Annotated in this window: 15 protein-coding genes and 1 other RNA gene; 10 read left to right on the top strand and 6 right to left on the bottom strand. The window is 72.0% G+C overall.

Features of this window, described 5'->3' with window-relative positions; all coding sequences use genetic code 11:
• Positions 1-32: 32 nt before the first annotated feature.
• From ACZ5NW_RS33705 to ACZ5NW_RS33690, 4 genes are all read right to left on the bottom strand, one after another.
• Positions 33-890, bottom strand: coding sequence for a carbohydrate ABC transporter permease (locus ACZ5NW_RS33705; RefSeq protein WP_468747806.1), 858 nt, complete (start codon positions 888-890; stop codon positions 33-35).
• Positions 887-2,227 carry a carbohydrate ABC transporter permease gene (locus tag ACZ5NW_RS33700; protein ID WP_468747805.1) on the bottom strand — a complete coding sequence of 447 codons (1,341 nt, stop codon included), beginning with the start codon at positions 2,225-2,227 and terminating at the stop codon, positions 887-889. The genes ACZ5NW_RS33705 and ACZ5NW_RS33700 overlap by 4 nt, the downstream gene beginning before the upstream one ends.
• Before the next feature lie 7 nt (positions 2,228-2,234).
• Positions 2,235-3,617: an ABC transporter substrate-binding protein gene (locus tag ACZ5NW_RS33695; RefSeq protein WP_468747804.1), complete on the bottom strand. Its 1,383-nt coding sequence runs from the start codon at positions 3,615-3,617 to the stop codon at positions 2,235-2,237.
• A 183-nt stretch (positions 3,618-3,800) separates the two neighbouring features.
• Positions 3,801-7,382 (bottom strand): FHA domain-containing protein, encoded by a 3,582-nt coding sequence (locus tag ACZ5NW_RS33690; RefSeq protein WP_468747845.1) that lies wholly within the window; start codon positions 7,380-7,382, stop codon positions 3,801-3,803.
• A 356-nt stretch (positions 7,383-7,738) separates the two neighbouring features.
• Between ACZ5NW_RS33690 and ACZ5NW_RS33685 the strand changes: the two genes are divergently transcribed.
• The 4 genes from ACZ5NW_RS33685 to ACZ5NW_RS33670 all read left to right on the top strand — a co-directional run bounded on the left by ACZ5NW_RS33685 (position 7,739) and on the right by ACZ5NW_RS33670 (position 13,176).
• The gene (locus tag ACZ5NW_RS33685; RefSeq protein WP_468747803.1) at positions 7,739-9,430 is read left to right on the top strand and encodes a serine/threonine-protein kinase; all 1,692 of its coding nucleotides are present in this window, start codon (positions 7,739-7,741) and stop codon (positions 9,428-9,430) included.
• Between the two features lie 126 nt (positions 9,431-9,556).
• Complete coding sequence (locus tag ACZ5NW_RS33680) at positions 9,557-10,798, top strand: serine/threonine-protein kinase (protein WP_468747802.1); 1,242 nt, start codon at positions 9,557-9,559, stop codon at positions 10,796-10,798.
• A gap of 89 nt (positions 10,799-10,887) precedes the next feature.
• Positions 10,888-11,991 (top strand): peptide chain release factor 2, encoded by a 1,104-nt coding sequence (gene prfB / locus ACZ5NW_RS33675; RefSeq protein WP_468747801.1) that lies wholly within the window; start codon positions 10,888-10,890, stop codon positions 11,989-11,991.
• Positions 11,992-12,273: 282 nt separating this feature from the next.
• Complete coding sequence (locus ACZ5NW_RS33670; RefSeq protein WP_468747800.1) at positions 12,274-13,176, top strand: hypothetical protein; 903 nt, start codon at positions 12,274-12,276, stop codon at positions 13,174-13,176.
• Between the two features lie 90 nt (positions 13,177-13,266).
• On the opposite strand, the gene ACZ5NW_RS33665 is transcribed toward ACZ5NW_RS33670, so the two are convergent.
• On the bottom strand, positions 13,267-13,458 hold the full coding sequence (locus tag ACZ5NW_RS33665) for a hypothetical protein (RefSeq protein WP_468747799.1): 192 nt from the start codon (positions 13,456-13,458) through the stop codon (positions 13,267-13,269).
• A 242-nt stretch (positions 13,459-13,700) separates the two neighbouring features.
• Here ACZ5NW_RS33665 and ftsE point away from each other — a divergent pair, with 242 nt between their 5' ends.
• The 6 genes from ftsE to ACZ5NW_RS33635 all read left to right on the top strand — a co-directional run bounded on the left by ftsE (position 13,701) and on the right by ACZ5NW_RS33635 (position 18,836).
• A complete protein-coding gene (gene ftsE, locus ACZ5NW_RS33660; RefSeq protein WP_264930924.1) occupies positions 13,701-14,390 on the top strand; it encodes a cell division ATP-binding protein FtsE in 690 nt (229 codons plus the stop codon).
• A 33-nt stretch (positions 14,391-14,423) separates the two neighbouring features.
• Positions 14,424-15,341: a permease-like cell division protein FtsX gene (ftsX, locus tag ACZ5NW_RS33655; protein ID WP_468747798.1), complete on the top strand. Its 918-nt coding sequence runs from the start codon at positions 14,424-14,426 to the stop codon at positions 15,339-15,341.
• Positions 15,342-15,408: 67 nt separating this feature from the next.
• Positions 15,409-16,587 (top strand): S41 family peptidase, encoded by a 1,179-nt coding sequence (locus ACZ5NW_RS33650; protein WP_468747797.1) that lies wholly within the window; start codon positions 15,409-15,411, stop codon positions 16,585-16,587.
• A 92-nt stretch (positions 16,588-16,679) separates the two neighbouring features.
• A complete protein-coding gene (smpB, locus tag ACZ5NW_RS33645) occupies positions 16,680-17,222 on the top strand; it encodes an SsrA-binding protein SmpB (RefSeq protein ID WP_468747844.1) in 543 nt (180 codons plus the stop codon).
• A 116-nt stretch (positions 17,223-17,338) separates the two neighbouring features.
• Positions 17,339-17,742: a transfer-messenger RNA gene (gene ssrA / locus ACZ5NW_RS33640) on the top strand.
• Between the two features lie 119 nt (positions 17,743-17,861).
• The gene (locus ACZ5NW_RS33635) at positions 17,862-18,836 is read left to right on the top strand and encodes an extracellular catalytic domain type 1 short-chain-length polyhydroxyalkanoate depolymerase (protein WP_468747796.1); all 975 of its coding nucleotides are present in this window, start codon (positions 17,862-17,864) and stop codon (positions 18,834-18,836) included.
• On the opposite strand, the gene ACZ5NW_RS33630 is transcribed toward ACZ5NW_RS33635, so the two are convergent.
• Positions 18,823-21,732, bottom strand: coding sequence for a glycoside hydrolase family 3 protein (locus ACZ5NW_RS33630; RefSeq protein ID WP_468747795.1), 2,910 nt, complete (start codon positions 21,730-21,732; stop codon positions 18,823-18,825). The genes ACZ5NW_RS33635 and ACZ5NW_RS33630 overlap by 14 nt on opposite strands.
• Between the last annotated feature and the right edge of the window lie 87 nt (positions 21,733-21,819).

Below are 21,819 nucleotides of genomic sequence, written 5' to 3'. Positions count from 1 at the left end.
CCGGTTGCCGCCCCACACCCCTCGCCGGGAACCTACTTGACCGCGCCCGCCATCACGCCGGACACGAACTGCCGCTGGAACGCGAAGAACACGGCCAGCGGGATGACCATCGAGATGAACGCGCCCGGCGCCAGCACATCGATGTTGTTGCCGAACTGCCGGACCTGCGTCTGCAGGGCGACCGTGATCGGCTGGCTGTCGGCGTTGGTGAACACCAGGGCGACCAGCATGTCGTTCCACACCCACAGGAACTGGAAGATGGCCAGGCTCGCGATCGCCGGAGCGGCCAGCGGCAGCACCACGCGCAGGAACAGCCGCAGTTCGCCGGCGCCGTCGAGGCGCGCCGCCTCCAGCAGTTCGCGGGGGATCTCCGCGAAGAAGTTCCGCAGCAGGAACACGGCGAAGGGCAGCCCGAAGCCCGTGTGGAACAGCACCACGCCCAGCACCGAGCCGAACAGCCCGATGTGGCCGAAGAGTTCGGCGATCGGGATCAGCGCCACCTGCACCGGCACCACCAGCAGCCCCACCACGGCCAGGAACCACCAGTCGCGGCCCGGGAAGTCCATCCACGCGAACGCGTAGCCGGCGAGGGCACCGATCGCGACCACGAGGAGCGTGGCCGGCACGGTGATCAGGACCGTGTTGACCAGCGAGTCGGTGATGTCGCTGTTCTCCAGCAGCTTCTGATAGCTGTCGAAGGTGAGTTGGGAGGGCTCGCTGAACACCTTCCACCAGCCGCTCGCGCTCATGTCCTCGGGCGCGCGCAGCGAGGAGACCAGCAGGCCGAACGTCGGCACCAGCCAGAACAGGGCGACGACGATCAGGAAGACCCGGACCAGGCCGCCGTTGACCTTCTCGACGATCTTCCCGCCGAGCGCCTTGGCCGTCATCGCCGCACCTCCCGCCGCAGCCGCCGGATGTTGAACCACATCACCGGGATCACCAGCAGCAGCAGGAACACCGCGATCGCGCTGGCGATACCCGGCTGGTCCTCGGAGAAGCCCTTGCGGTACAGCTCCAGGGCGAGCACGTTCGCGTCGTCCTGCGAGGAGCCCGGGGCGATGATGAAGACCAGGTCGAAGATCTTCAGCACATTGATCATCAGGGTGACGACGACGACCGCGAGGACCGGCGCCAGGAGGGGCACGGTGACCCGCCGGAACACCTGCCACTCATTGGCCCCGTCGACGCGCGCCGCCTCCAGCAGCTCCCTCGGCACGCCCGCGAGCCCCGCCGCGATCAGCACCATCGCGAAACCCGCCCACATCCAGATGTACGAGCCGATGATCGCCGGGGTGACCAGGGACGGGCCGAGCCAGTTCAGGCCGTTGTACGCCTCCTTGAAGTTGCTCGCCGGCAGCCGCAGCAGGGCCCCGTCGGCGGTTTGCGGCAGTGTGAAGGTGCCGTCGTCGGCGGCCTTCGTCGACGCGACCACCTTGCCGTCCTTGACCGCCTCGATCCGCATCCCCGGATAGCCCACCTCGGACGGGTCCGGCTTGCCGAGGGTGCCGACGCCGTGGCCGCGCGTGAAGTCCTGCCAGGTCGTGCCGGTGACCTTGCCCGGGTCGGCCTGCGCCGCCACGGCCTTCTTGGCACTGTCGGGCAGCTGGTCCGGGGCCACCCCCACCAGCGGCAGGGCGACCGGCGTCCCGGCGTGCACGGGCGCCTTGGTGATGAAGCCGCCGCCCTGCGCGACCAGCGGCGACTGACGCCCGGGGTGGGCCTTCGGGAACGCCGAGGACTCGGTGAACGTGTCGTGCACCCCCACCCACACCGCGTTCGCGACCCCCTTGTCGGGGTCCTGGTCGTACACCAGCCGGAAGATGATCCCGGCCGCGAGCATCGAGATCGCCATCGGCATGAAGACGACCAGTTTGAACGCCGTGCCCCAGCGCACCCGCTCGGTCAGCACCGCGAAGATCAGGCCGAGGGCGGTGGTGACCGTCGGCGCGAACACCACCCAGATGATGTTGTTCTTCAGGGCGGCGCGGATGCCGTCGTCCGTGAACAGCGCCCTGTAGTTGTCGACGCCGGTGAAACCGTCGCCGGACTGGTCGTAGAAGCTCCTGATGACCGAGTACCCGATCGGGTAGACCACGAGCGCGCCCAGCAGCACCAGGGCGGGCAGCAGGAACAGCGCTGCCACCGTGCGGCGGGTGCCGGTCACGCTCCTGCGGGAACGAGGGGCGGGGGCCTGGCCGGCCCCCGCCGCCGCTGCCGACGCCATCGCCGGATCAGCTCCCGTACGCCGCGGCCGCGTCGGCCTCCAGCTTCGCCTGGGTCCCCGCGACGTTCGCCGGGTTCTTCAGGAAGTCCTGGAGGTCCTTCCACTCGCCCTTGCCGGGGGTGCCGCCGAACGCCTGCGGGGCCTGGTCGGACATGTCGAAGCGGAAGTCGTCACCGGACGCGATCAGCGCCTGGGCGATCCTGCGCTGCACGTCGTTCGGGTACGACGAGGTGTCCACGTTCTTGTTCGGCGAGAGATACCCGCCGAGCTTCGCCTGGATCGTCGCCGCCTCCGGGGAGGCCAGCCAGGTCGCCAGTGCCTGCGCGCCCTTGGAGTCCTTCAGGATCACCGCCGCGTCACCGCCGGAGACCACCGGAGCGGTCGAGCCGACCGTCGGGAACGGGAACACCTTGGCGTCCGTGCCCACCTTCGCCTTGGTGTCGGCGATGTTGACCTGCACGAAGTCGCCCTCGTAGACCATCGCGGCCTTCGGCTGCTCGCCGCCCGTGAAGGTCTGCGTCACCGAGGCCGGGAACTCCGTCTGCAGCGCGCCGTTCGCGCCGCCCGCGACCCAGTCCTTCTTGCCCCAGATCTGCGCGAGCGTGGTCAGGGCCTCCTTCACGGAAGGATCCGTCCACTTGATCTTGTGCTGGGCGAGCTGGTCGTACTTCTCCGGGCCCGCCTGGGACAGATAGACGTTCTCGAACCAGTCGGTCAGGGTCCAGCCGTCGGCCCCGCCGATCGAGAACGGGGTGACGCCGGAGTCGTAGACCGTCTGCGCGGTGTTCAGCAGGTCCTTCCACGTCTTCGGCTCACTCGCGCCCGCGTTCTCGAAGACCTTGGTGTTGTACCAGATCAGCGACTTGTTGGCGGCCTTGTAGTAGACGCCGTACTGCTTGCCGCCCACCTTGCCGATGTCCTGCCAGCCCTGGGCGTAGTTCTTGGCGAGCTCCGCCTGGGCCTCGGCGCCCAGCGGCTTGGCCCAGCCCTTGTCGACGGCCTGCTTGATGGCGCCGGGCTGCGGCAGCATCGCCACGTCCGGCGGCGCGCCGCCCGCGACCTTCGAGCCGAGGAAGTTGATGATCGGGTCCTGCGCGGGCACGAAGGTGATCTTCGCGCCGGTGCGTTTCTCGAACTCGGCGAGGACCTTCTTGAAGTTCGCCTGTTCGGTGCCCGTCCAGACGGCCGCGACCTCCAGGGTCGTACCGTCCAGCTTGGGCAGGGTGAGGGAGGTGCCGGGTTCCTTGCTGGTGGCGCCGGTGCTGCCGCCGCCCTTGTCCTTGTCGTTGTCGCCCCCGCACGCGGTCAGCGAGAGCGCCAGGGCTCCCGCGGCGATCACGGCGGCTGTCTTCGCGGTCCCGCGTGTCCGGATGGGGTTGCTGCTGCGCATCACTGCCCCGTTCTTCGATCTCGTCGAACGTTCGAGCGCTGTCCCGTGGGCACTGGTCTACGCCGGGTCCGGGGGGTCGGCAAGAGCTCGCACGGTGTCAAGCGGCGGATCGTGACCGCGTCGTGACTCCGTGTGTGCCCGGCGACAACACCACACCGTGTACCCCGCCTGAGGGTTCTTCTCTCAGATGAGCGAGGGCACCTCCGCCGCGGCGACCTCGCGGGCCGCCCGTTGCAGGGCGCTGGCCAGCAGGGCCAGGTCCGTCGGGCCGTTGCCCAGCTCGCGGACCGGGCGGCGGGTCGGCGGGTCGCCCATGCGCTGCCACTCCAACGGGACCACCGTGGGCCGCAGGGTCGCCGTGCGGGGGATCCGACCCGTGACCCGGCCGCCCTGGAACGCCGTCGTACGGCCGTCTGCGCAGGTCAGCCTGCCTCTGCCGGGCGCCGGGCGGTCGGCCCCGGCGGTGTCGGCCGGTTCCAGCGCGATCCGCAGGCCCGCCCGGCGCGCCGGTTCGGACTCCGCCGTACGGCCGTCCGGGCGGGCCGCCGCCACCAGGTGCACGCCGAGGCGCTCGCCGTCCCGGGCCACCGCCTCCAGCGCACGGGTCACCGAACCGGCGGCGGGCCGCCCCGGCGAACCGAGCGCGGGCGACAGGAGCGCGTCCAGATCGTCGACGACGACCACGAGCCGGGGCAGCGGCGGCGCCGCCTCCGTCCGACGGCGGGCCGCCGCGCCGGGGCGCAGCCGCAGGGTGGAGCTGGGCGGAGTGTCGAGATCGGCGGCCCCCGAAGCCGCCCCCGCACCGGCACCGGCATCCGGACGAGCGCCGGCGCCGGGTGCGCCGCGCTGGGTGACCATGCGGTCCGACACGGCCCGGTGCCGGTGCCACTCCGCGAAGTCGGACACGCCCACCAGCTCGGCCCGCCGCTTCAGCTCGGCGCTCAGCGACTGCGCGAACTCCCGCATCCGGACGGGGTCGTTGGCGGTCAGATGCGTCGTCACATGCGGTACGTCCGTACACACCCGCAGTCCGTCGCCCTGCCCGGCGCCGCCCCGGCCGCCGTGGGTGTCGGTACCGCTCATGCCGCTCACGCCGTCCATGCCGTCCAGCAGGACGATGCCCAGCCGGTCGGGCCGCTCGGCGGCGGCCAGCGAGGCGACGATCGCCCGCAGCAGCTCCGTACGACCGCTGCCGGCCGGGCCCTCGATCAGCAGATGCGGTCCGTCGGCGACGAGGTCGACGGCGACCGGGCCGCGCGGGCCCGCGCCCAGCACGGCCGAGGCCCGGCCGCCGAGCGCCCTCGGGTCGTCGGCCGCGTCGGCCCAGCGGGCCATCAGCGACGCGGGGGTGGCGCGGGCCAGGCCCAGCTCGTCCAGCAGCCGGGCCGACGGGGGCAGCGGGGCCGACACGCGCGCGTGCGGGCCGGGTCCGGTGCCGTCGGGGCGCAGGGGCGCGAGGGCCCGCGCGAACCGCTCGGCCCACGCCGGGGAGACCGCGTCCACCGCGCCGACCGTGCCCGGGCCGACCGGGCCCGTGGACCGCGAACCCGAGCCGGTGCGGGCGACGCGCAGCACCCTGAGGGCCGTCGCCACGTCCCCGCTGAGCAGCCCGACGGTCCCGCACGCCCGGAAGGCGGGCACGGCGGCGCAGGCGTCCTCGTAGGTGTCGGTCACCGGCGAGGACGGGGAGGCGGCGCGGGTCTCGGCGAGCACGACGACATGGACGCCGGCGAGCGGGCCCTCGTCGGCGAGCCGGGCGACGGCCTCCCGCAGATCGGCGCCGCCGGGGTCGCCGTCGACGACGAGGACGGAGAAGGGTCCCGGGAACGGGTCGTCGGGCAGCGCCCAGGACGGGCGGTGCGCGGGCGGGGCGGCCGGCGGCCGCAGGTCCTCCAGTCGGCGCAGCAGCTCGTCGAGGCGGGCGGCCGCCTGCTCGCGGTCGTAGGCGAGGAGGAGACGGCAGTCCTGGCCGTGGTGGGGACGCACATGGGGCAGCCAGCCGAGCCAGGACCACTCCGCGGCGCGCTCCTCGGGGGAGCGGGTGCGGTCCGTGCTGAGCAGGACGACCTCCAGGTCGTCCGGGGAGTGCAGCGCGGTGAGCTGCGCCAGCACCGCCCGCGCCGCCCCGGCCAGCCGCTCCCGGGGTCCGGCGAGGCCGAGCGAGCCGACCTCCCGCAGATCGGCGGTCACCGGCACGGCGGGCAGCAGCCCCGACCCGTCCGGCGCGGGCCGGTCGGCGGTCCCCAGCCGCACGGTGAGGGCCTCCGGGTGCCCGGGGGCGCGCTCCCACAGCCGGGGGCCCGGGCCGAGGGCGGTGAGCAGCAGGGCGGCGGGGTCGGGCCAGGTCTCGGGCAGGGCGGAGGCGGCGAAGCCGGGGGACGCGGGGTGCGCGTCGCTGTCGTACGCGCCGTGCTGCTCGTCCTCGTCCCGTGCCCCGCCCCGCCCACCGGCGAGCCGCCGCGCCCACGCGGACAGCCCGCCGCGCTTGCGGGGGGCCTCGGTGCCGTGCAGGGGGGTGTTCTTGCGGCGGGAGGGGGTGCCGGGGGAGCCGAGGGGCGCGTCGTGGCGCTGCGCGGGTTCGTGCGCGGGGGTGTCGTACGGCGGGTGCGAGCCGTCGGTGTCGGCGGGCGCCGGGTACGCGTGGAGGGGGGAGCGGCCGCCGTGGGTGGCGTCGGAGGGGGCGGGGGCCGTCGAGGTGGGCCGGGAGGCCGGTGGGCGCGGGTCGGCGGAACGGCTCTCGATGTGCGGGGGCCTGGCCTGGCCGGGGACGTGAGGTGCCTCGGCCAGGCGGTGGTCGCCGGGGGTGCCTCCCGTGAGGCCGTGGGGCGGGCGGTCGCCTCGGGATGCCTCCGCGGCGTCCCAGTCCACCGGGCCGTAGGCGTGACCGGTTGGTCCGGTGGGGTGGCCGGTCGGTCCGGTGGGGTGATCGGGGGCGCCCCCGATCCGCCTGCCGCCGTCGCCGTCCCGTGCGCCGGGCACGCGCGCGTAGGCGGCCCCCGCCACTCCGCCGGCGTCCGCCGTACCACTGACGCCCGTCGGCCTCGTACCACCGACGCCCGACTTCGCCCGTGTCCCGCCGTCGCCCTCACCGGCGCCGCCGCACGGCACCCGCACGTGGCCCTCGCCGTCCGGGGTCGTCGGTACCCGGGCTCCCGGGCCGCCCGGCGGAGCCAGACGCAGGGACGACTCGCCGATGCGCAGGAGGGCGCCCGGCGGGAAGGGGACCGGCTGGGCGCGGACGGGGACGCCGTCCAGGGCGGTGCCGTTGGTCGAGCCGAGGTCCGCGACGGTGACCCGGCCCTCGGGGGTGAGCGTCACCGCGCAGTGGAGGCGGGAGACGTCCGGGTCGTCCAGGGGGACGTCGGCGTCGGCGGAGCGGCCCACGCGGACCTGGCCGCCGTGCAGCAGATGGACGCCGCCGGCGTCGGGGCCGGCGATCACGTCGAGGCGGGCCGGGGCGTCGTCGACCTCCGGATGCGGCTCGGGGTCGGCCGGGGCGCCCAGGGACAGCACGGCGCCGTCGATCAGCGGGGGCTCGCCCAGGGTGCTGCGCTGGGCGTCCAGCCGCTCCCCGGCCGCGTACAGCACCACGGCGCCGCCGCTCGGGGTGTTCTCGCCGGCGACCGCCGTGGCCAGGGCCGACGCAACCGCGGCCAGGGCCGTGCCGGCGGGCGCGGTGACCAGCACGTCGCGTCTCGCGGCGCGGCCCCGCCCCTGCGCCGTGGGCGGACCCAGCGGGTCTACGACGGTCAGCCGGATCTGCATCGCCGTCAGCGGTCCCTTCTGCGCGGCGGCGCGGACGTCCCCCCACCCCACCTGAGCACATCGGCCAGTACTGCCAGCATCCTCGCACCTGACACCGACAACGCGCCCGCTCCCCGGGAACAAGTGATCTTGATTGGTCGGCTCTGCCCGTAAAAGTGCCTGACCAGTGCGTCACAGCTGACCGCTTGAGATCGGTCACGTCCGCTTCCGGCAACCCCGGGACCGACCCGAGCGTCTTTCCTTCGAACATGTACGGGAAGCCGTACGTAAGACGCACAGAACAACGACAGGCCGGGGTTCGGGGCACAGGCCCTACAGTGGTGCGGAACGTAGGCAAGCAGCAGGGAGCGCATGACGTGCGGCCGGTAGGGAGCAAGTACCTCCTTGAGGAGCCGCTGGGGCGCGGCGCCACAGGGACTGTGTGGCGTGCCCGTCAGCGCGAGACCGCGGGAGCCGAGGCGGCCGTGCCCGGCCAGCCCGGCGAGACCGTCGCGATCAAGGTCCTCAAGGAGGAGCTGGCGAGCGACCCCGATGTCGTGATGCGCTTCCTGCGCGAGCGGTCCGTGCTGCTCCGCCTCACCCACCCCAACATCGTCCGCACCCGCGACCTGGTCGTCGAGGGCGATCTGCTCGCCCTGGTCATGGACCTCGTCGACGGCCCCGACCTGCACCGCTACCTGCGCGAGAACGGCCCCCTCACGCCGGTCGCCGCCGCGCTGCTGACCGCCCAGGTCGCCGACGCGCTCGCCGCGAGCCACACCGACGGCGTGGTGCACCGCGACCTCAAGCCCGCCAACGTGCTGCTCGCGCAGAACGGCGGCCAGATGCACCCGATGCTGACCGACTTCGGCATCGCCCGCCTCGCGGACTCCCCGGGCCTGACCCGCACCAGCGAGTTCGTCGGCACGCCCGCGTATGTCGCGCCCGAGTCGGCCGAGGGCCGCCCGCAGACCTCCGCCGTCGACATCTACGGCGCCGGCATCATGTTGTACGAGCTGGTCACCGGCCGTCCCCCGTTCGGCGGCGGATCCGCCCTGGAGGTGCTGCACCAGCACCTCAGCGCCGAGCCGCGCCGCCCCTCCACGGTGCCCGACCCGCTGTGGACGGTCATCGAGCGCTGCCTGCGCAAGAACCCCGACGAGCGGCCCAGCGCCGTGAGCCTCGCGCGCGGGCTGCGGATCGTCGCCGAGGGCATCGGCGTCCACGCGAACTCCATGCAGATCGCCGCCGCCGAGGGCGTGGGCCATGTCCTCGCGCCCGACCCGGCGCCCACGGCCGTGCCGGGCGCCGACGGCGCCGCCGACCCGACGCAGGTGCTGCCGCACGGCTCGGCGGCGGGCGCGGGGGCGTACGACCCGAACGCCGCGACCAGCGTGCTGCCGCACACCCCCGGCGCGTCGGGCCCGGCGGGCGCCGCCGACCCGACCGCCGTCCTCCCGCCGGTGCCGCCGCACCAGACCGGCGGACCGCAGGGCCAGGGCGGGTACGGGCAGCAGGGCCAGCAGGGACAGCAGCCCGAGCAGCCGCACCCGTGGCAGACCCAGCTGCGCGCCGCCCGCGACCGCAACGAGCAGACGCAGATCCAGTACCTCGACCCGAACGAGGACCCGCTGCGCCGCCGCCCCCAGCGGCAGGTGGCCCGGCCGCAGCAGCCGCGCCCCCAGCAGCCGCAGCAGGGGTACGGCTACCCGCAGCAGGCGCCGCAGCGGCAGCCCCAGCCCCAGCAGTACGCGCCGCAGCACCAGCAGCCCCAGCGGTACGCCCCGCCGCCCACGCCCCAGCCGCAGCAGCGGCCCGCGCCGGAGCCCCGGCAGCCGAGGGAGCCGCGGCAGCGCAGCGCCAACCCGATGAAGATCCCCGGCCTGGGCTGTCTGAAGGGCTGCCTGTTCTCGGTCGTCATCCTGATCGTGGCCGGGTGGATGGTCTGGGAGTTCACGCCGCTTCAGGACTGGATCGGCACCGGCAAGGGCTACTGGGAGCAACTCGGCGACTGGATGGACCAGATCGGCAAGTTCCTCAAGGATCTGGGCGGGTCCACCACGAGCTGACGGGCCCCGACTCCCCGGCGAGTTTGCAGATTTGTCGACATCTGGCGGGTGATTTCCGTCTCCGCGGCAAAAGTTGGCTCTTCGGACGCGTACTTTTAACGGCAACACGCGTCTGTAGGAGCAGCCTTGGCACGGAAGATCGGCAGCCGGTACACCGCCCACCAGATCCTCGGGCGGGGCAGCGCCGGCACGGTGTGGCTGGGCGAGGGACCCGAGGGGCCCGTCGCCGTCAAGCTGCTGCGCGAGGACCTCGCCTCCGACGAGGAGCTCGTGGGCCGCTTCGTGCAGGAGCGCACCGCGCTGCTCGGCCTGGAGCACCCGAACATCGTCTCCGTACGGGACCTCGTGGTCGACGGAAACGATCTGGCCCTCGTCATGGACCTCGTCCGCGGCACCGATCTGCGCACCCGTCTGGACCGGGACCGGCGGCTCGCGCCCGAGGCGGCGGTCGCCATCGTCGCCGACGTCGCGGAGGGCCTCGCCGCCGCGCACGCGGCCGGGATCGTCCACCGCGACGTGAAGCCGGAGAACGTGCTGCTCGACATGCAGGGCCCGCTCGGCCCCGGCGGCTCGCACCGCGCCCTGCTCACCGACTTCGGCGTGGCGAAACTCATCGACACCCCGAAGCGGACCCGCGCCACGAAGATCATCGGCACGCCCGACTATCTGGCGCCGGAGATCGTGGAGGGCCTGCCGCCCCGGGCGGCGGTCGACATCTACGCCCTCGCGACGGTCCTGTACGAGCTGCTGGCGGGCTTCACACCGTTCGGCGGGGGCCACCCGGGCGCGGTGCTGCGCCGCCACGTCACGGAGACGGTGGCCCCCCTCCCCGGCATCCCGGACGAACTCTGGCAGCTGATCGTGCAGTGCCTCGCCAAGGGACCGGCGTCGCGGCTGCGGGCGTCCGAGCTGGCCGCGCGGCTGCGGGAGCTGCTGCCCACGCTGGCCGGGATGCCGCCGCTGGACGTGGACGAGCCGGAGGCGGAGCAGGACGAGGACACCGAGGAGGAGCGGGCGGCGCCGGTCGCGTCGGGCGGACAGCGGGTACGGCGGGGAGCCGTGCCCCTCGTGCCGGGCGCGAAGCCCGACTCCAACCGGGACACCCACACGTCCATGCGGGTGCCGACGCCCGACGAACTGGCGGGCGGCGCGATGGGCACCGCCCGCGTCCCCCGCACCCCCGGCACCCCCCGCCCCGGCTCGGCCCGCAACCGCACGACGGCACGCCGCCGCAGGATCACGCTGGGCGCGGTCGGGGTGGGCGTGGCGGCGGCGGTGGGCGTGGGCGCCTGGCTGGCGACGTCCGGGGACGACGCGGGGGCCGCGCCCCGGCAGCCCTCGTCCTCATCGGCGCCGGCGACTCCCTGACCCGCGAGCACGACCGCCTGAGCAGCCGCTGGAGCGGCCCCCTGCCCGGGCGGCGCTGGTCGCCCGGCGGAGCCGTTACGCTGGAGGGCGTGGCAGTCGTCGATGTATCCGAAGAGCTCAAGTCCCTCTCCTCGACCATGGAGTCGATCGAGGCCGTTCTGGACCTCGACAAGCTGAGGGCAGACATCGCCGTGCTCGAGGAGCAGGCGGCCGCGCCGTCCCTGTGGGACAACCCGGACGAGGCGCAGAAGATCACCAGCAAGCTGTCCCACCTCCAGGCCGAGGTCAGGAAGGCGGACGCCCTGCGCGGCCGCATCGACGACCTCGCCGTTCTCTTCGAGATGGCGGAGGAGGAGGACGACCCGGACACCCGCGCGGAGGCCGAGGCCGAGCTCACGGCGGTGAAGAAGGCGCTCGACGAGATGGAGGTGCGCACCCTCCTCTCCGGCGAGTACGACGCGCGCGAGGCCCTGGTCAACATCCGCGCCGAGGCCGGTGGCGTCGACGCCGCCGACTTCGCCGAGCAGCTCCAGCGCATGTACCTGCGCTGGGCGGAGCGCCACGGCTACAAGACCGAGGTCTACGAGACGTCGTACGCGGAAGAGGCCGGCATCAAGTCGACCACCTTCGCCGTCCAGGTCCCGTACGCCTACGGCACGCTCTCCGTGGAGCAGGGCACCCACCGGCTCGTCCGTATCTCGCCCTTCGACAACCAGGGCCGCCGTCAGACCTCCTTCGCGGGTGTCGAGGTGCTGCCGGTCGTCGAGCAGACCGACCACATCGACATCGACGAGTCCGATCTGCGGATCGACGTGTACCGGTCCTCCGGCCCCGGCGGCCAGGGCGTCAACACCACCGACTCCGCGGTGCGCATCACGCACCTGCCGACCGGCATCGTCGTCTCCTGCCAGAACGAGCGCTCGCAGATCCAGAACAAGGCCACGGCCATGAACGTTCTGCAGGCCAAGCTGCTGGAGCGGCAGCGTCAGGAGGAGCGGGCCAAGATGGACGCCCTCAAGGACGGCGGCAGCTCCTGGGGCAACCAGATGCGTTCCTACGTCCTGCACCCGTACCAGATGGTCAAGGACCTGCGCACCGAGTTCGAGGTCGGAAACCCGCAGGCCGTCCTCGACGGTGAGATCGACGGTTTCCTTGAGGCCGGTATTCGCTGGCGCAAGCAGCAAGAGAAGTAAATTTGTCGACATGACAACCGCCCCCGAATTCGGGGGCGGTTGTCATTTGTCTGGGTTTTACATCACACTCACAGCCGCAGGATCCGGCATTGAGTGCGGAGATGGACATTGCGCGCGCAACGCCCTTGACGTTGCTATGAAAAATCGGAAGGGTAAAGCGTGGCATGCGTATCTTTGGGGCGCATGTGAACCGGGGGGCTTCGCTTCATCTCAGCGCTACCTCCGTCGATCACAACCCCGAGCGCGGCCTCATCGACGACAGCTACTGGGGGTAGCAACCATATGACCAAGAAGACGCGGATCCGGGTCGCGCGCATCGCCGCCGGCGCCGTGATCGCGGCGGGCGCCTCGCTGACGGTGGCCGGCGCGGCCCAGGCCCTCGACGGCGACGGCGACAGCGGGCTCGTCTCGACGGCCGAGGGCAGCCAGAAGACCACACAGGACGGCCCTTGCCCGGTCGGCATCTGTGTCATCGGCGGCACCGAGACCAACGGTGGCGCCGCTGCCGCAGCCGGTGGTGGCGACGCTGCCGCCGGTGGCGGTGACGCTGCCGCAGCCGGTGGCGGTGACGCGGCCGCTGGTGGCGCCGCTGCTGTCGCCGGTGGTGGCGACGCGGCCGTCGGTGGCGGTGACGCCGCTGTCGCCGGTGGCGCCGCAGCCGCTGCCGGTGGTGGCGACGCCGCTGTCGCCGGTGGCGCGGCCGCGGCTGGTGGCGGCGACGCTGCCGCCGCTGGTGGCGCGGCTGCGGCCGGTGGCGCCGGCAACAACGGTGGCAACGGCAACAACGGCGGTAACGGCAACGGCGGTAACGGCAACAACGGCGGTAACGGGAACGGCGGCAGCGGCAACAACGGCGGCGGCAACGGGAACGGCGGCAGCGGCAACAGCGGCGGTTCCTCGTCCTCCACCGGCGGCTCCAGCACCACGAGCGGCTCGTCGTCGACCGGTGGCAGCAACACCGACACCAACGGCAACAACAACTCCACCCAGGAAGAGGGCAGCTCCGCGCTGACCGACACCTCGGACTCCTCCGAAGCCTCCGCCCAGGGCGGCGGCAAGGAGCTCGCCGAGACCGGTGCCGGCGAGACCACCTTCCTGATCATCGGCGCCGCCACGATGATCGCCGGTGGTATCGGCTTCCGCGTCCTCCCGCGCCTCGCCGCGGGCCGCGGCGCCGCCGCCTGACGGTAGCCACGCCCGCGAGGGCCGCGGACATATGAGAAGGGCCCGGAGCCGACGCTCCGGGCCCTTCCTGTCGCTCTTCGGCTCGGTCCGCTAAGCGGTCTGGTGCGCCAGCAGCGCCACCGCCGCGATCAGCACCACCAGCAACGCGATCAAGGCCGTCGGATTCAGTCCCCCGAGGAGACCCTCCTGCTGCAGCCGCTCGCGGTTCGCACGGCACACGGGGCACCGGCCCTCGCTCACGGGCGCCGCGCAGTTCGCGCACACCAACCGGTCGTACGTCATGCGCTCGCCCTCCTTGCACCGGTTCTGCTCCGTACAACGCCCACGGAAACCCGAACGTTCCCCTACCACTGTGCCAGGTTCCGGGCCAGCTCGCGTCAGGTCGTCCTGTCAGGGGCCGGGAAGCGTGCGAAGCACCGTACAAAAGCACACAAGCATGCCCCAACCCCGTACGGTGCCTGCGCTCGCGCACCCGGTTCGCGTATGGTCCCCCTCATCTACCCCCGGCGACCCGTGGTGCATCCGTGATCCGATTCGACAACGTCTCCAAGGTCTACCCCAAGCAGAGCCGCCCCGCCCTCAGGGATGTGTCCCTCGAGGTCGAGAAGGGCGAGTTCGTGTTCCTCGTGGGGTCCTCCGGCTCCGGAAAGTCCACCTTCCTGCGGCTGATCCTCCGCGAGGAGCGGTGCAGCCACGGCCAGGTGCACGTCCTGGGCAAGGACCTCGCGCGGCTCTCCAACTGGAAGGTGCCGCAGATGCGCCGCCAGCTGGGGACCGTCTTCCAGGACTTCCGACTGCTGCCGAACAAGACGGTGGCGGAGAACGTCGCCTTCGCGCAGGAGGTCATCGGCAAGTCGCGGGGCGAGATCCGCAAGTCCGTGCCGCAGGTGCTCGACCTCGTCGGCCTCGGCGGCAAGGAGGACCGGATGCCCGGTGAGCTGTCCGGCGGTGAGCAGCAGCGCGTGGCCATCGCGCGCGCCTTCGTCAACCGGCCCAAGCTGCTCATCGCCGACGAGCCCACCGGCAACCTCGACCCGCAGACCTCCGTCGGCATCATGAAGCTGCTGGACCGGATCAATCGGACCGGCACCACCGTGGTGATGGCGACGCACGACCAGAACATCGTGGACCAGATGCGCAAGCGCGTCATCGAGCTGGAGAAGGGCCGCCTCGTCCGAGACCAGGCACGCGGCGTCTACGGCTACCAGCACTGACCGCCCGTCCACGGAAAGGCCCAACCAGACGCCATGCGCGCCCAGTTCGTTCTGTCGGAGATCGGTGTCGGTCTCCGCCGCAATCTGACGATGACCTTCGCCGTCATCGTCTCCGTCGCCCTGTCCCTCGCGCTGTTCGGCGGATCGCTCCTGATGAGCGACCAGGTCAGCACGATGAAGGGCTACTGGTACGACAAGGTCAACGTCTCGGTCTTCCTCTGCAACAAGAGCGACGCCGAGTCCGACCCCAACTGCGCCAAGGGCGCGGTGACCGAGGACCAGAAGAAGGACATCCTCGCCGACCTCAAGAAGATGCCGGCGGTCGACACGGTCACCTACGAGTCGCAGGACGACGCGTACAAGCACTACAAGGAGCAGTTCGGCGACTCGCCGCTGGCCGCGTCCCTCACGCCGGACCAGATGCAGGAGTCGTACCGGATCAAGCTGAAGGACCCGGAGAAGTACCAGGTCGTCGCGAGCCGCTTCAACGCCCGGGACGGCGTGCAGTCGGTCCAGGACCAGAAGGGCATCCTGGACAACCTGTTCGGGCTGCTCAACGGCATGAACTGGGCCGCGCGCGCGGTGATGGCGCTGATGCTGGTGGTGGCGCTCATGCTGATCGTCAACACGGTGCGCGTCTCGGCGTTCAGCCGTCGGCGGGAGACCGGGATCATGCGCCTGGTCGGCGCCTCCGGCTTCTACATCCAGGCGCCGTTCATCGCGGAGGCCGCGGTCGCCGGCCTGATCGGCGGCACGGTCGCCTGCGGATTCCTGGTGATCGCCCGCTACTTCATCATCGACCACGGCCTGGCCCTGTCCCAGAAGCTGAACCTCATCAACTTCATCGGCTGGGACGCCGTCATCACCAAGCTCCCCCTCATCCTCGCGACCAGCCTCCTGATGCCGGCCCTGGCCGCTTTCTTCGCCCTGCGCAAGTACCTGAAGGTGTGACGCATGCCAAGAGGGCCGTACGGACAAGCAGCCGTACGGCCCTTCGCGTTCCCCTAGACTCACCGCCATGTCAGGTCGTGACCTGTTCTGTCAGCCCCGCCGTTTCGGCCGTGGGGCCGCCCTGACGTTGGTGTTCGCCAGTGTGCTCGTCGCGGGGGCCGCCACCGGGTCGTTGCCCGGCAGCGCGGGGGACCGCAAGGGGGCGCCCGGGGAGGCGCGGCAGGCCGCCGCTCCCACCGGCAGGCACGCCGAGGTCGCCGAGGCCGCCGCCGAGGCCATGGCTGACGGAAAATCGCCCATGGAGGCCGCCGAGCGGGCCGTCAGCCGCAGCGGGGACCGCTGGGGCGCCGTGTACTCCGAGGGCGAGTACGAGGAGTTCGAGCAGGCCCTCGACGGCCGCTACACCGGCGTCGGGCTGTGGGCGCGGCGCGAGCGGGACGGGCGGGTCGAGGTGACCAAGGTGCAGAACGGGTCGCCCGCGGCCGCCGCCGGTGTGCGGTCGGGCGACCGGCTGCGCAGTGTCGACGGCCGGACCGTCGACGGGCTGCCGGTCACCGAGGTGGTGTCCTTACTGCGCGGTGACGCCACCGACGCCCCGGCGGGTACGACGGTCACGCTCGGCCTGCAGCGCGGCACGCGCGCGTGGAGCGAGACCCTGCGCCGGGCCAGCCTGTCCACCGATTCCGTCACCGTGCAGAAGCTCACGGGCGGGGTCACCGTCATAAAGATCGCCGCGTTCACCAAGGGCGTGGGCGACACCGTTCGCGCGACCGTGGCGCGGACTCCGGCCGGCGCCGGGATCGTGCTCGATCTGCGCGGCAATTCCGGGGGTCTCGTCACCGAGGCCGTCACCACCGCCTCCGCGTTCCTCGACGGCGGGCTCGTCGCCACCTACGACGTGGACGGCGAACAGCGCGCCCTGCACGCCGATCCCGGCGGCGACACGAGCCGGCCGCTGGTCGCGCTCGTCGACGGCGGCACCATGAGCGCGGCCGAGCTGCTCACCGGGGCCCTCCAGGACCGGGGCCGCGCGGTCGTCGTGGGCACCCGCACCTTCGGCAAGGGCTCGGTGCAGATGCCGGGCCGGCTGCCCGACGGCTCCGTCGCCGAGCTGACCGTCGGCCACTACCGCACCCCGTCGGGCCGCACCGTCGACGGCAAGGGGATCACCCCGGACCTGGAGGCGGACGAGGGCGCGCTCCAGCAGGCCCGGACGGTCCTCAAGGGCCTGGGAGACGCCGACTAGGTACGCACGCGCGTGGTGCCCCGCCGGTGATTTAAGGGCTGGCCCTCGACCCCCATCGTGGTGCGAAAATGGACGGCACTATGAGCAAGGGAATGTACGTACCCAAGGAGTCCCAGCCCAAGCAGGGCGGGGCGGCCGCCAAGGCCAAGGACGGCGAGAAGGGCGGCAAGCGCAAGATCGTCGCGCAGAACAAGAAGGCCCGGCACGACTACGCGATCATCGACACCTACGAGGCCGGGCTGGTGCTCAGCGGCACCGAGGTGAAGTCGCTGCGCCAGGGCCGTGCCTCCCTGGTCGACGGGTTCGTCCAGGTGGACCGGGGCGAGGCGTGGCTGTACAACGCCCACATCCCGGAGTACAGCCAGGGCAGCTGGACGAACCACTCCGCGCGCCGCAAGCGCAAGCTGCTGCTGCACCGCGAGGAGATCGACAAGCTGGCCGTCAAGGCGGAGGAGACGGGGCACACGATCGTGCCGCTCGCGCTGTACTTCAAGGACGGCCGGGCGAAGGCGGAGATCGCGCTCGCGCGAGGCAAGAAGGAGTACGACAAGCGTCAGACCCTGCGGGAGAAGCAGGACCGGCGGGAGTCGGACCGGGCGATCGCTGCGGCGAAGCGGCGTCAGCGGGGCGCGTAGCAGGGCTGCCCGGGAATACGGTGGCATCGGCGTGCGTTGGTCCCGTACGATGGCACCAACACCGGGCGAACACCTGGTGAGCGGCCCGGGAGACCGGGTTCTTGAAATATCAACATGGGGATGATCGGTTTCGACAGCGGCTGTCGAAGCAGGGGAAGCGTGTCGAGGAAGCGGCCATGATCTCGTAAACCACAGGCCGAAAAAAATAATCGCCACTATCAAGAGCGATTCTCCCAAGGCGACGCAGTTCGCCCTCGCTGCCTGATCAGGTAGCTAGGCAACTGCCCCTTACTTAAGGGAGTGTCAGCCCGGGGCTGTTCCCGACCCGGTTCCTGGCATCAGCTAGGGGACTAAACCTTGATCCCGGTCACGGGGTGAAGAGGGAAATCAAACAGTGACTGGGCCCGTTCCGGACTTGTCTGGGTGATCCGGAGGGCCGAGAAACTCGTACCGGACTGCACACGGAGAAGCCCTGATTCCGCACCGTTGGACGCGGGTTCGATTCCCGCCATCTCCACAATTCCCATGTGAACCGAGGGCCCGGTGGTCGTACAGACCACCGGGCCCTCGGTGCGTTGTGGGGCCCGGCCACATATCGGCGGATGCTTGACGCTTCTACGGTCCCACCCCATGACACCCATGCCGCACACCAGAGCCGCGACCCTGCTCGCCGTCCTGACGGCCCTGCTCGCCGTCCTCCTCACGCCGGCGCCCGCCTCCGCCGCCTCCCTCCAGGAAGTCACCGGCTTCGGTTCCAACCCTGGTGACCTGCGCATGTTCCGCTATGTCCCCGACGGTCTGCCCGCCGGGCGGCCGGTCGTCGTCGCGCTGCACGGATGCACGCAGAACGCCGCCGGATACGGCACCGGCAGCGGCTGGACCCAGCTCGCCGACCGGTGGGGGTTCTCCGTCGTGCTGCCGGAGCAGAAGAGCGGCAACAACCTGTCGAACTGCTTCGACTGGTTCCAGTCCGGTGACATCCAGCGCGGCCAGGGCGAGGCCGCGTCCGTCGCGCAGATGGTCGACCGGCAGCTCGCCGACCTCGGCGCGGACGCCTCCCGCGTCTACGTCACCGGTCTCTCCGCGGGCGGCGGCCTCACCGCGGTGATGATGGCGGCGTACCCGGAGAAGTTCGCCGCGGGCGGTGTCGTCGCCGGCCTGCCGTACGGATGCGCGCAGGCCGCAGGGTCGCCGTATGTGTGCATGTACGTCGGGGCCACCCAGACGGCGAAGCAGTGGGGCGACCGGGTGCGCGCGGCGCGGCCCGGGTACGGCGGGCCCTGGCCGACGCTCACCGTCTTCCAGGGCACCGCCGACTACACCGTGAAGCCGGTGAACATGACCGACCTGATGAAGCAGTGGACCGATGTCCACGGGGCCGATCAGAGCGCCGATGTGAGCGACACGGTCGCCGGCTATCCGCACCAGGTCTTCCGGGACCCCGCCGGGAACGCCGTCGTCGAGACGTACAGCGTCACCGGCATGGGGCACGGCCAGCCCGTCGACCCCGGCAGCGGCGGCGAACAGTGCGGCACCGCCGGGGCCTACGTCCTGGACGTGAATCTGTGCGCCGCCTACCGGCTCGGGCTGGCCTGGGGGCTCAGCGCAGGCTGAACGACGCCAGCCGCAGGCCGCCGCCGAGGACCAGGTACACGTCGCCGCGGCCCTTCGCCCCTTGCGTGAGCCCGGCCGTCACCGTCGCGTAGTCGTACGCCGAGGAGGTCCCGGCGAAGCGAGCCGTGCCGAGCAGTCGCCCGGTCGGCGAGCCCAGCCGGACCTCCACCGTGCCGGCCGCGGTCCCGGCGATCCGCGCCTCGAACTCCCGTGGCCCGGAGCCCAGTCGGGCGTCGGCGAACTTCAGCCAGGCGCCGTCCGCCGTGGCCTCCACCGCCGTTCCGCGCTCCTTCGACTCGTCGACCAGCCGGGTGGACGCGTAGTCGTCGAAGTTCTCGGCGCGGGTCTGCGCGGCGAGGTTCCGCGGCGGGATCGTCTCGCCCTTGACCTGCCAGGTCGTACGGGAGCGGACGTCCGCCGAGGAGGCGCCGACCAGCACGTCGTACGTCGCCGTCTCCGTCACCCACCGCGAGCGCGTCACGTCCCAGTGGGCCAGGTCGGACGGGGTCAGCCTCAGCTGGACCGTCTTCGACTCGCCCGGCTTCAGGGACACCCGGGTGAAGGACTTCAGCTGCCGCAGGGGCTGCTTGTCGCGCGAGGTGCGCTGGTGGACGTAGAGCTGGACGACCTCGTCGCCGGCCCGGTCGCCGGTGTTCGTCACCTTCACCTGGTAGCCGCCCGCCACCTTCCGCAGGGCGTCGTAGCGGAACGTGGTGTACGACAGGCCGTGGCCGAAGGGGTAGAGCGGGCTGCCCCGGAAGTACTGGTAGGTGCGGTCCGACTTGATGATGTCGTAGTCCAGGATCGACGGCAGGTCCGACGGCGAGCGGTACCAGGTCTGGGTGAGCCGCCCGGACGGGTCGGCGTCGCCGAAGAGGAGGTCGGCGAGGGCGTTGCCCGTCTCCTGCCCGGCGTGGGAGGTCCACAGCAGGGCGGGGGTGTTCTGCTGGAGGTCGCCGAGCGTGGTGGGGTAGCTGTTCTCGACCACGACGACCGTGTGCGGGTTGGCCGCGCGGACCGCCTTCACCAGGGCCTCCTGGGAGGGCGGCAGGGACATGTCGGTGCGGTCGTGGCCCTCACGGCCGTTGATCGAGGGGTGGGAGCCGATCACGACCACCGCCGCGCTTCTGCCCTGGACCGCCTTCACCGCCTCGGCCGTGCCGCTGCGCACCACGTCCTTGGTGTAGTGGGCGGCCTTGTCCTTGGCGACCAGGCCCAGCGTGCCGTCGGCGCCGGTCACGCCCAGGTAGACCGGGTTGGACCACCAGGACTCCTCGGTCTCGTACCCGGCGTAGCGCAGCAGCACGGTGCCGTCGTCCTGCTGCTCCAGCTTGAACTGCTGCTGGACGTACCAGCCGCCGGGCTGCGCCTGGTCGTTGACGAAGCCCGACCAGTTGTAGCCGACGTAGCGGCCGTTGGCCGCCGAGCGCAGGGTCACCACGCCCGAGCCCCAGTCGAAGACGTCGAAGTGGGTCGTGGCGTCGGAGGCCGTGCTCTCCTTCAGGAGCGCGCCCGCCTCGCCCGTGCCCGCCGTGACGTACCGGCCCGTCGCCGTGTCCTTCAGGGCGACGCGGTCCACGCCCTCGCTCGTCGCGACCGGGGTGCCGAGCTTGGCGGCGATGCCCCCGGCCGGGGTGACGCCGTACGGCAGGGTGCCGGAGTACCAGTCGGTGGAGAGGGTGTCGGCGAGGGGGCCCACCACGGCGACGTCCTTGGCGGACTTGCTCAGCGGCAGCGCACCGCCGGAGTTCTTCAGCAGCACCGCCCCCTCCGTCGCCGCCTCGCGGGCGAGCGCGCGGTGTTCGGGGCTGTTGATCACCGACTTGTCGATCGCGCCGTAGCGGCCGCCGCCCGGGTCGAACTCGCCGAGGCGGACCCGCACGGAGAGGATGTGGGAGGCGGCCGTGTCGACGTCCGACTCCTTCAACAGGCCCTGCGCCAGCGCCGACTTGACGGCCGTCGCGGTCGGGGTGCCGTCCGCGTTGTTGTCGGTGAAGCTGTCGACGCCCGCCTTCAGCGCGGCCGCGTCGCCCTCGGCGAGGGTGGGGTAGTACTTCTGCTCGCCGGGGACGTTGCCCGGGGCGAAGGCGTCGGTGACGTTCATCAGGTCGCGCGAGGACCAGGACCGCACGACCTCGTCCAGATCCGGATTCACCGTGTTCGGGCGGCCGTTGACCAGGTTGTACGAGGACATCACGCCCGTCGCCGCGTCCGCCGCGATCGCCGGCCGGAAGGCCGCCTCGTCGTACTCCTTCGCCACGCGCGGGCGCAGGTCGGAGGAGGTGGTGGTGCGGTGCCACTCGTTGTTGTTGGCCAGGTAGTGCTTCAGGGTCGGCGCCGTCTTCAGATGGTCCGGGTCGCCGCCCGTCAGGCCCTGCCCGTACGCCGTCGACAGGGCGCCCGTGAGCAGGGCGTCCTCGCTGTAGCCCTCCTCGTTGCGGCCCCAGCGCGGGTCGCGCAGCGGGTTCACCACGGGCGCCCACAGGTTCAGGCCCCAGCCGTCCGGGCGTTCCTGCTGGAAGCCGCGCGCCTCGTCGCCGACCGCCGAGCCGACCTTCCGCATCAGGGCCGGATCCCACGCCGAGGCGAGCCCGATGGCCTGGGGGAACACCGTCGTCTTGCCGAGCCAGGCCACGCCGTGCAGGGCCTCGGTGCCGGTGCGGAAGCCGGCGATGCCCAGGCGGGGGATGGCCGGCTGGTACTGGTGCAGCAGGGAGATCTTCTCGTCGAGCGTCAGCCGGCCGAGCAGGTCGTCGACCCGGGCGTCCACGGAGAGCGACGGATCGCGGAAGGGGTACGCCGGGTCCGCCGCGTCCGCGTGCGCGGGTACGGTCGCGCACAGACCGGCGAGCAGGGCCAGCGCCACGGCGAACGTGGTTCTGCGACGTCGCCTCACGCCTCCCGTACTCGCGCCTCGCGCACTCGTGCCAGTCGTACCTCTGGTGCCTCTCATGTCTCACGGCTCCTTCTCGCATCGGGGTCA

The sequence above is a fragment of the Streptomyces sp. NPDC032126 genome (genome assembly GCF_055580085.1).
Note: the sequence above shows the minus strand (reverse complement) of the source record. Positions and strands in the feature narration are given on the sequence as shown.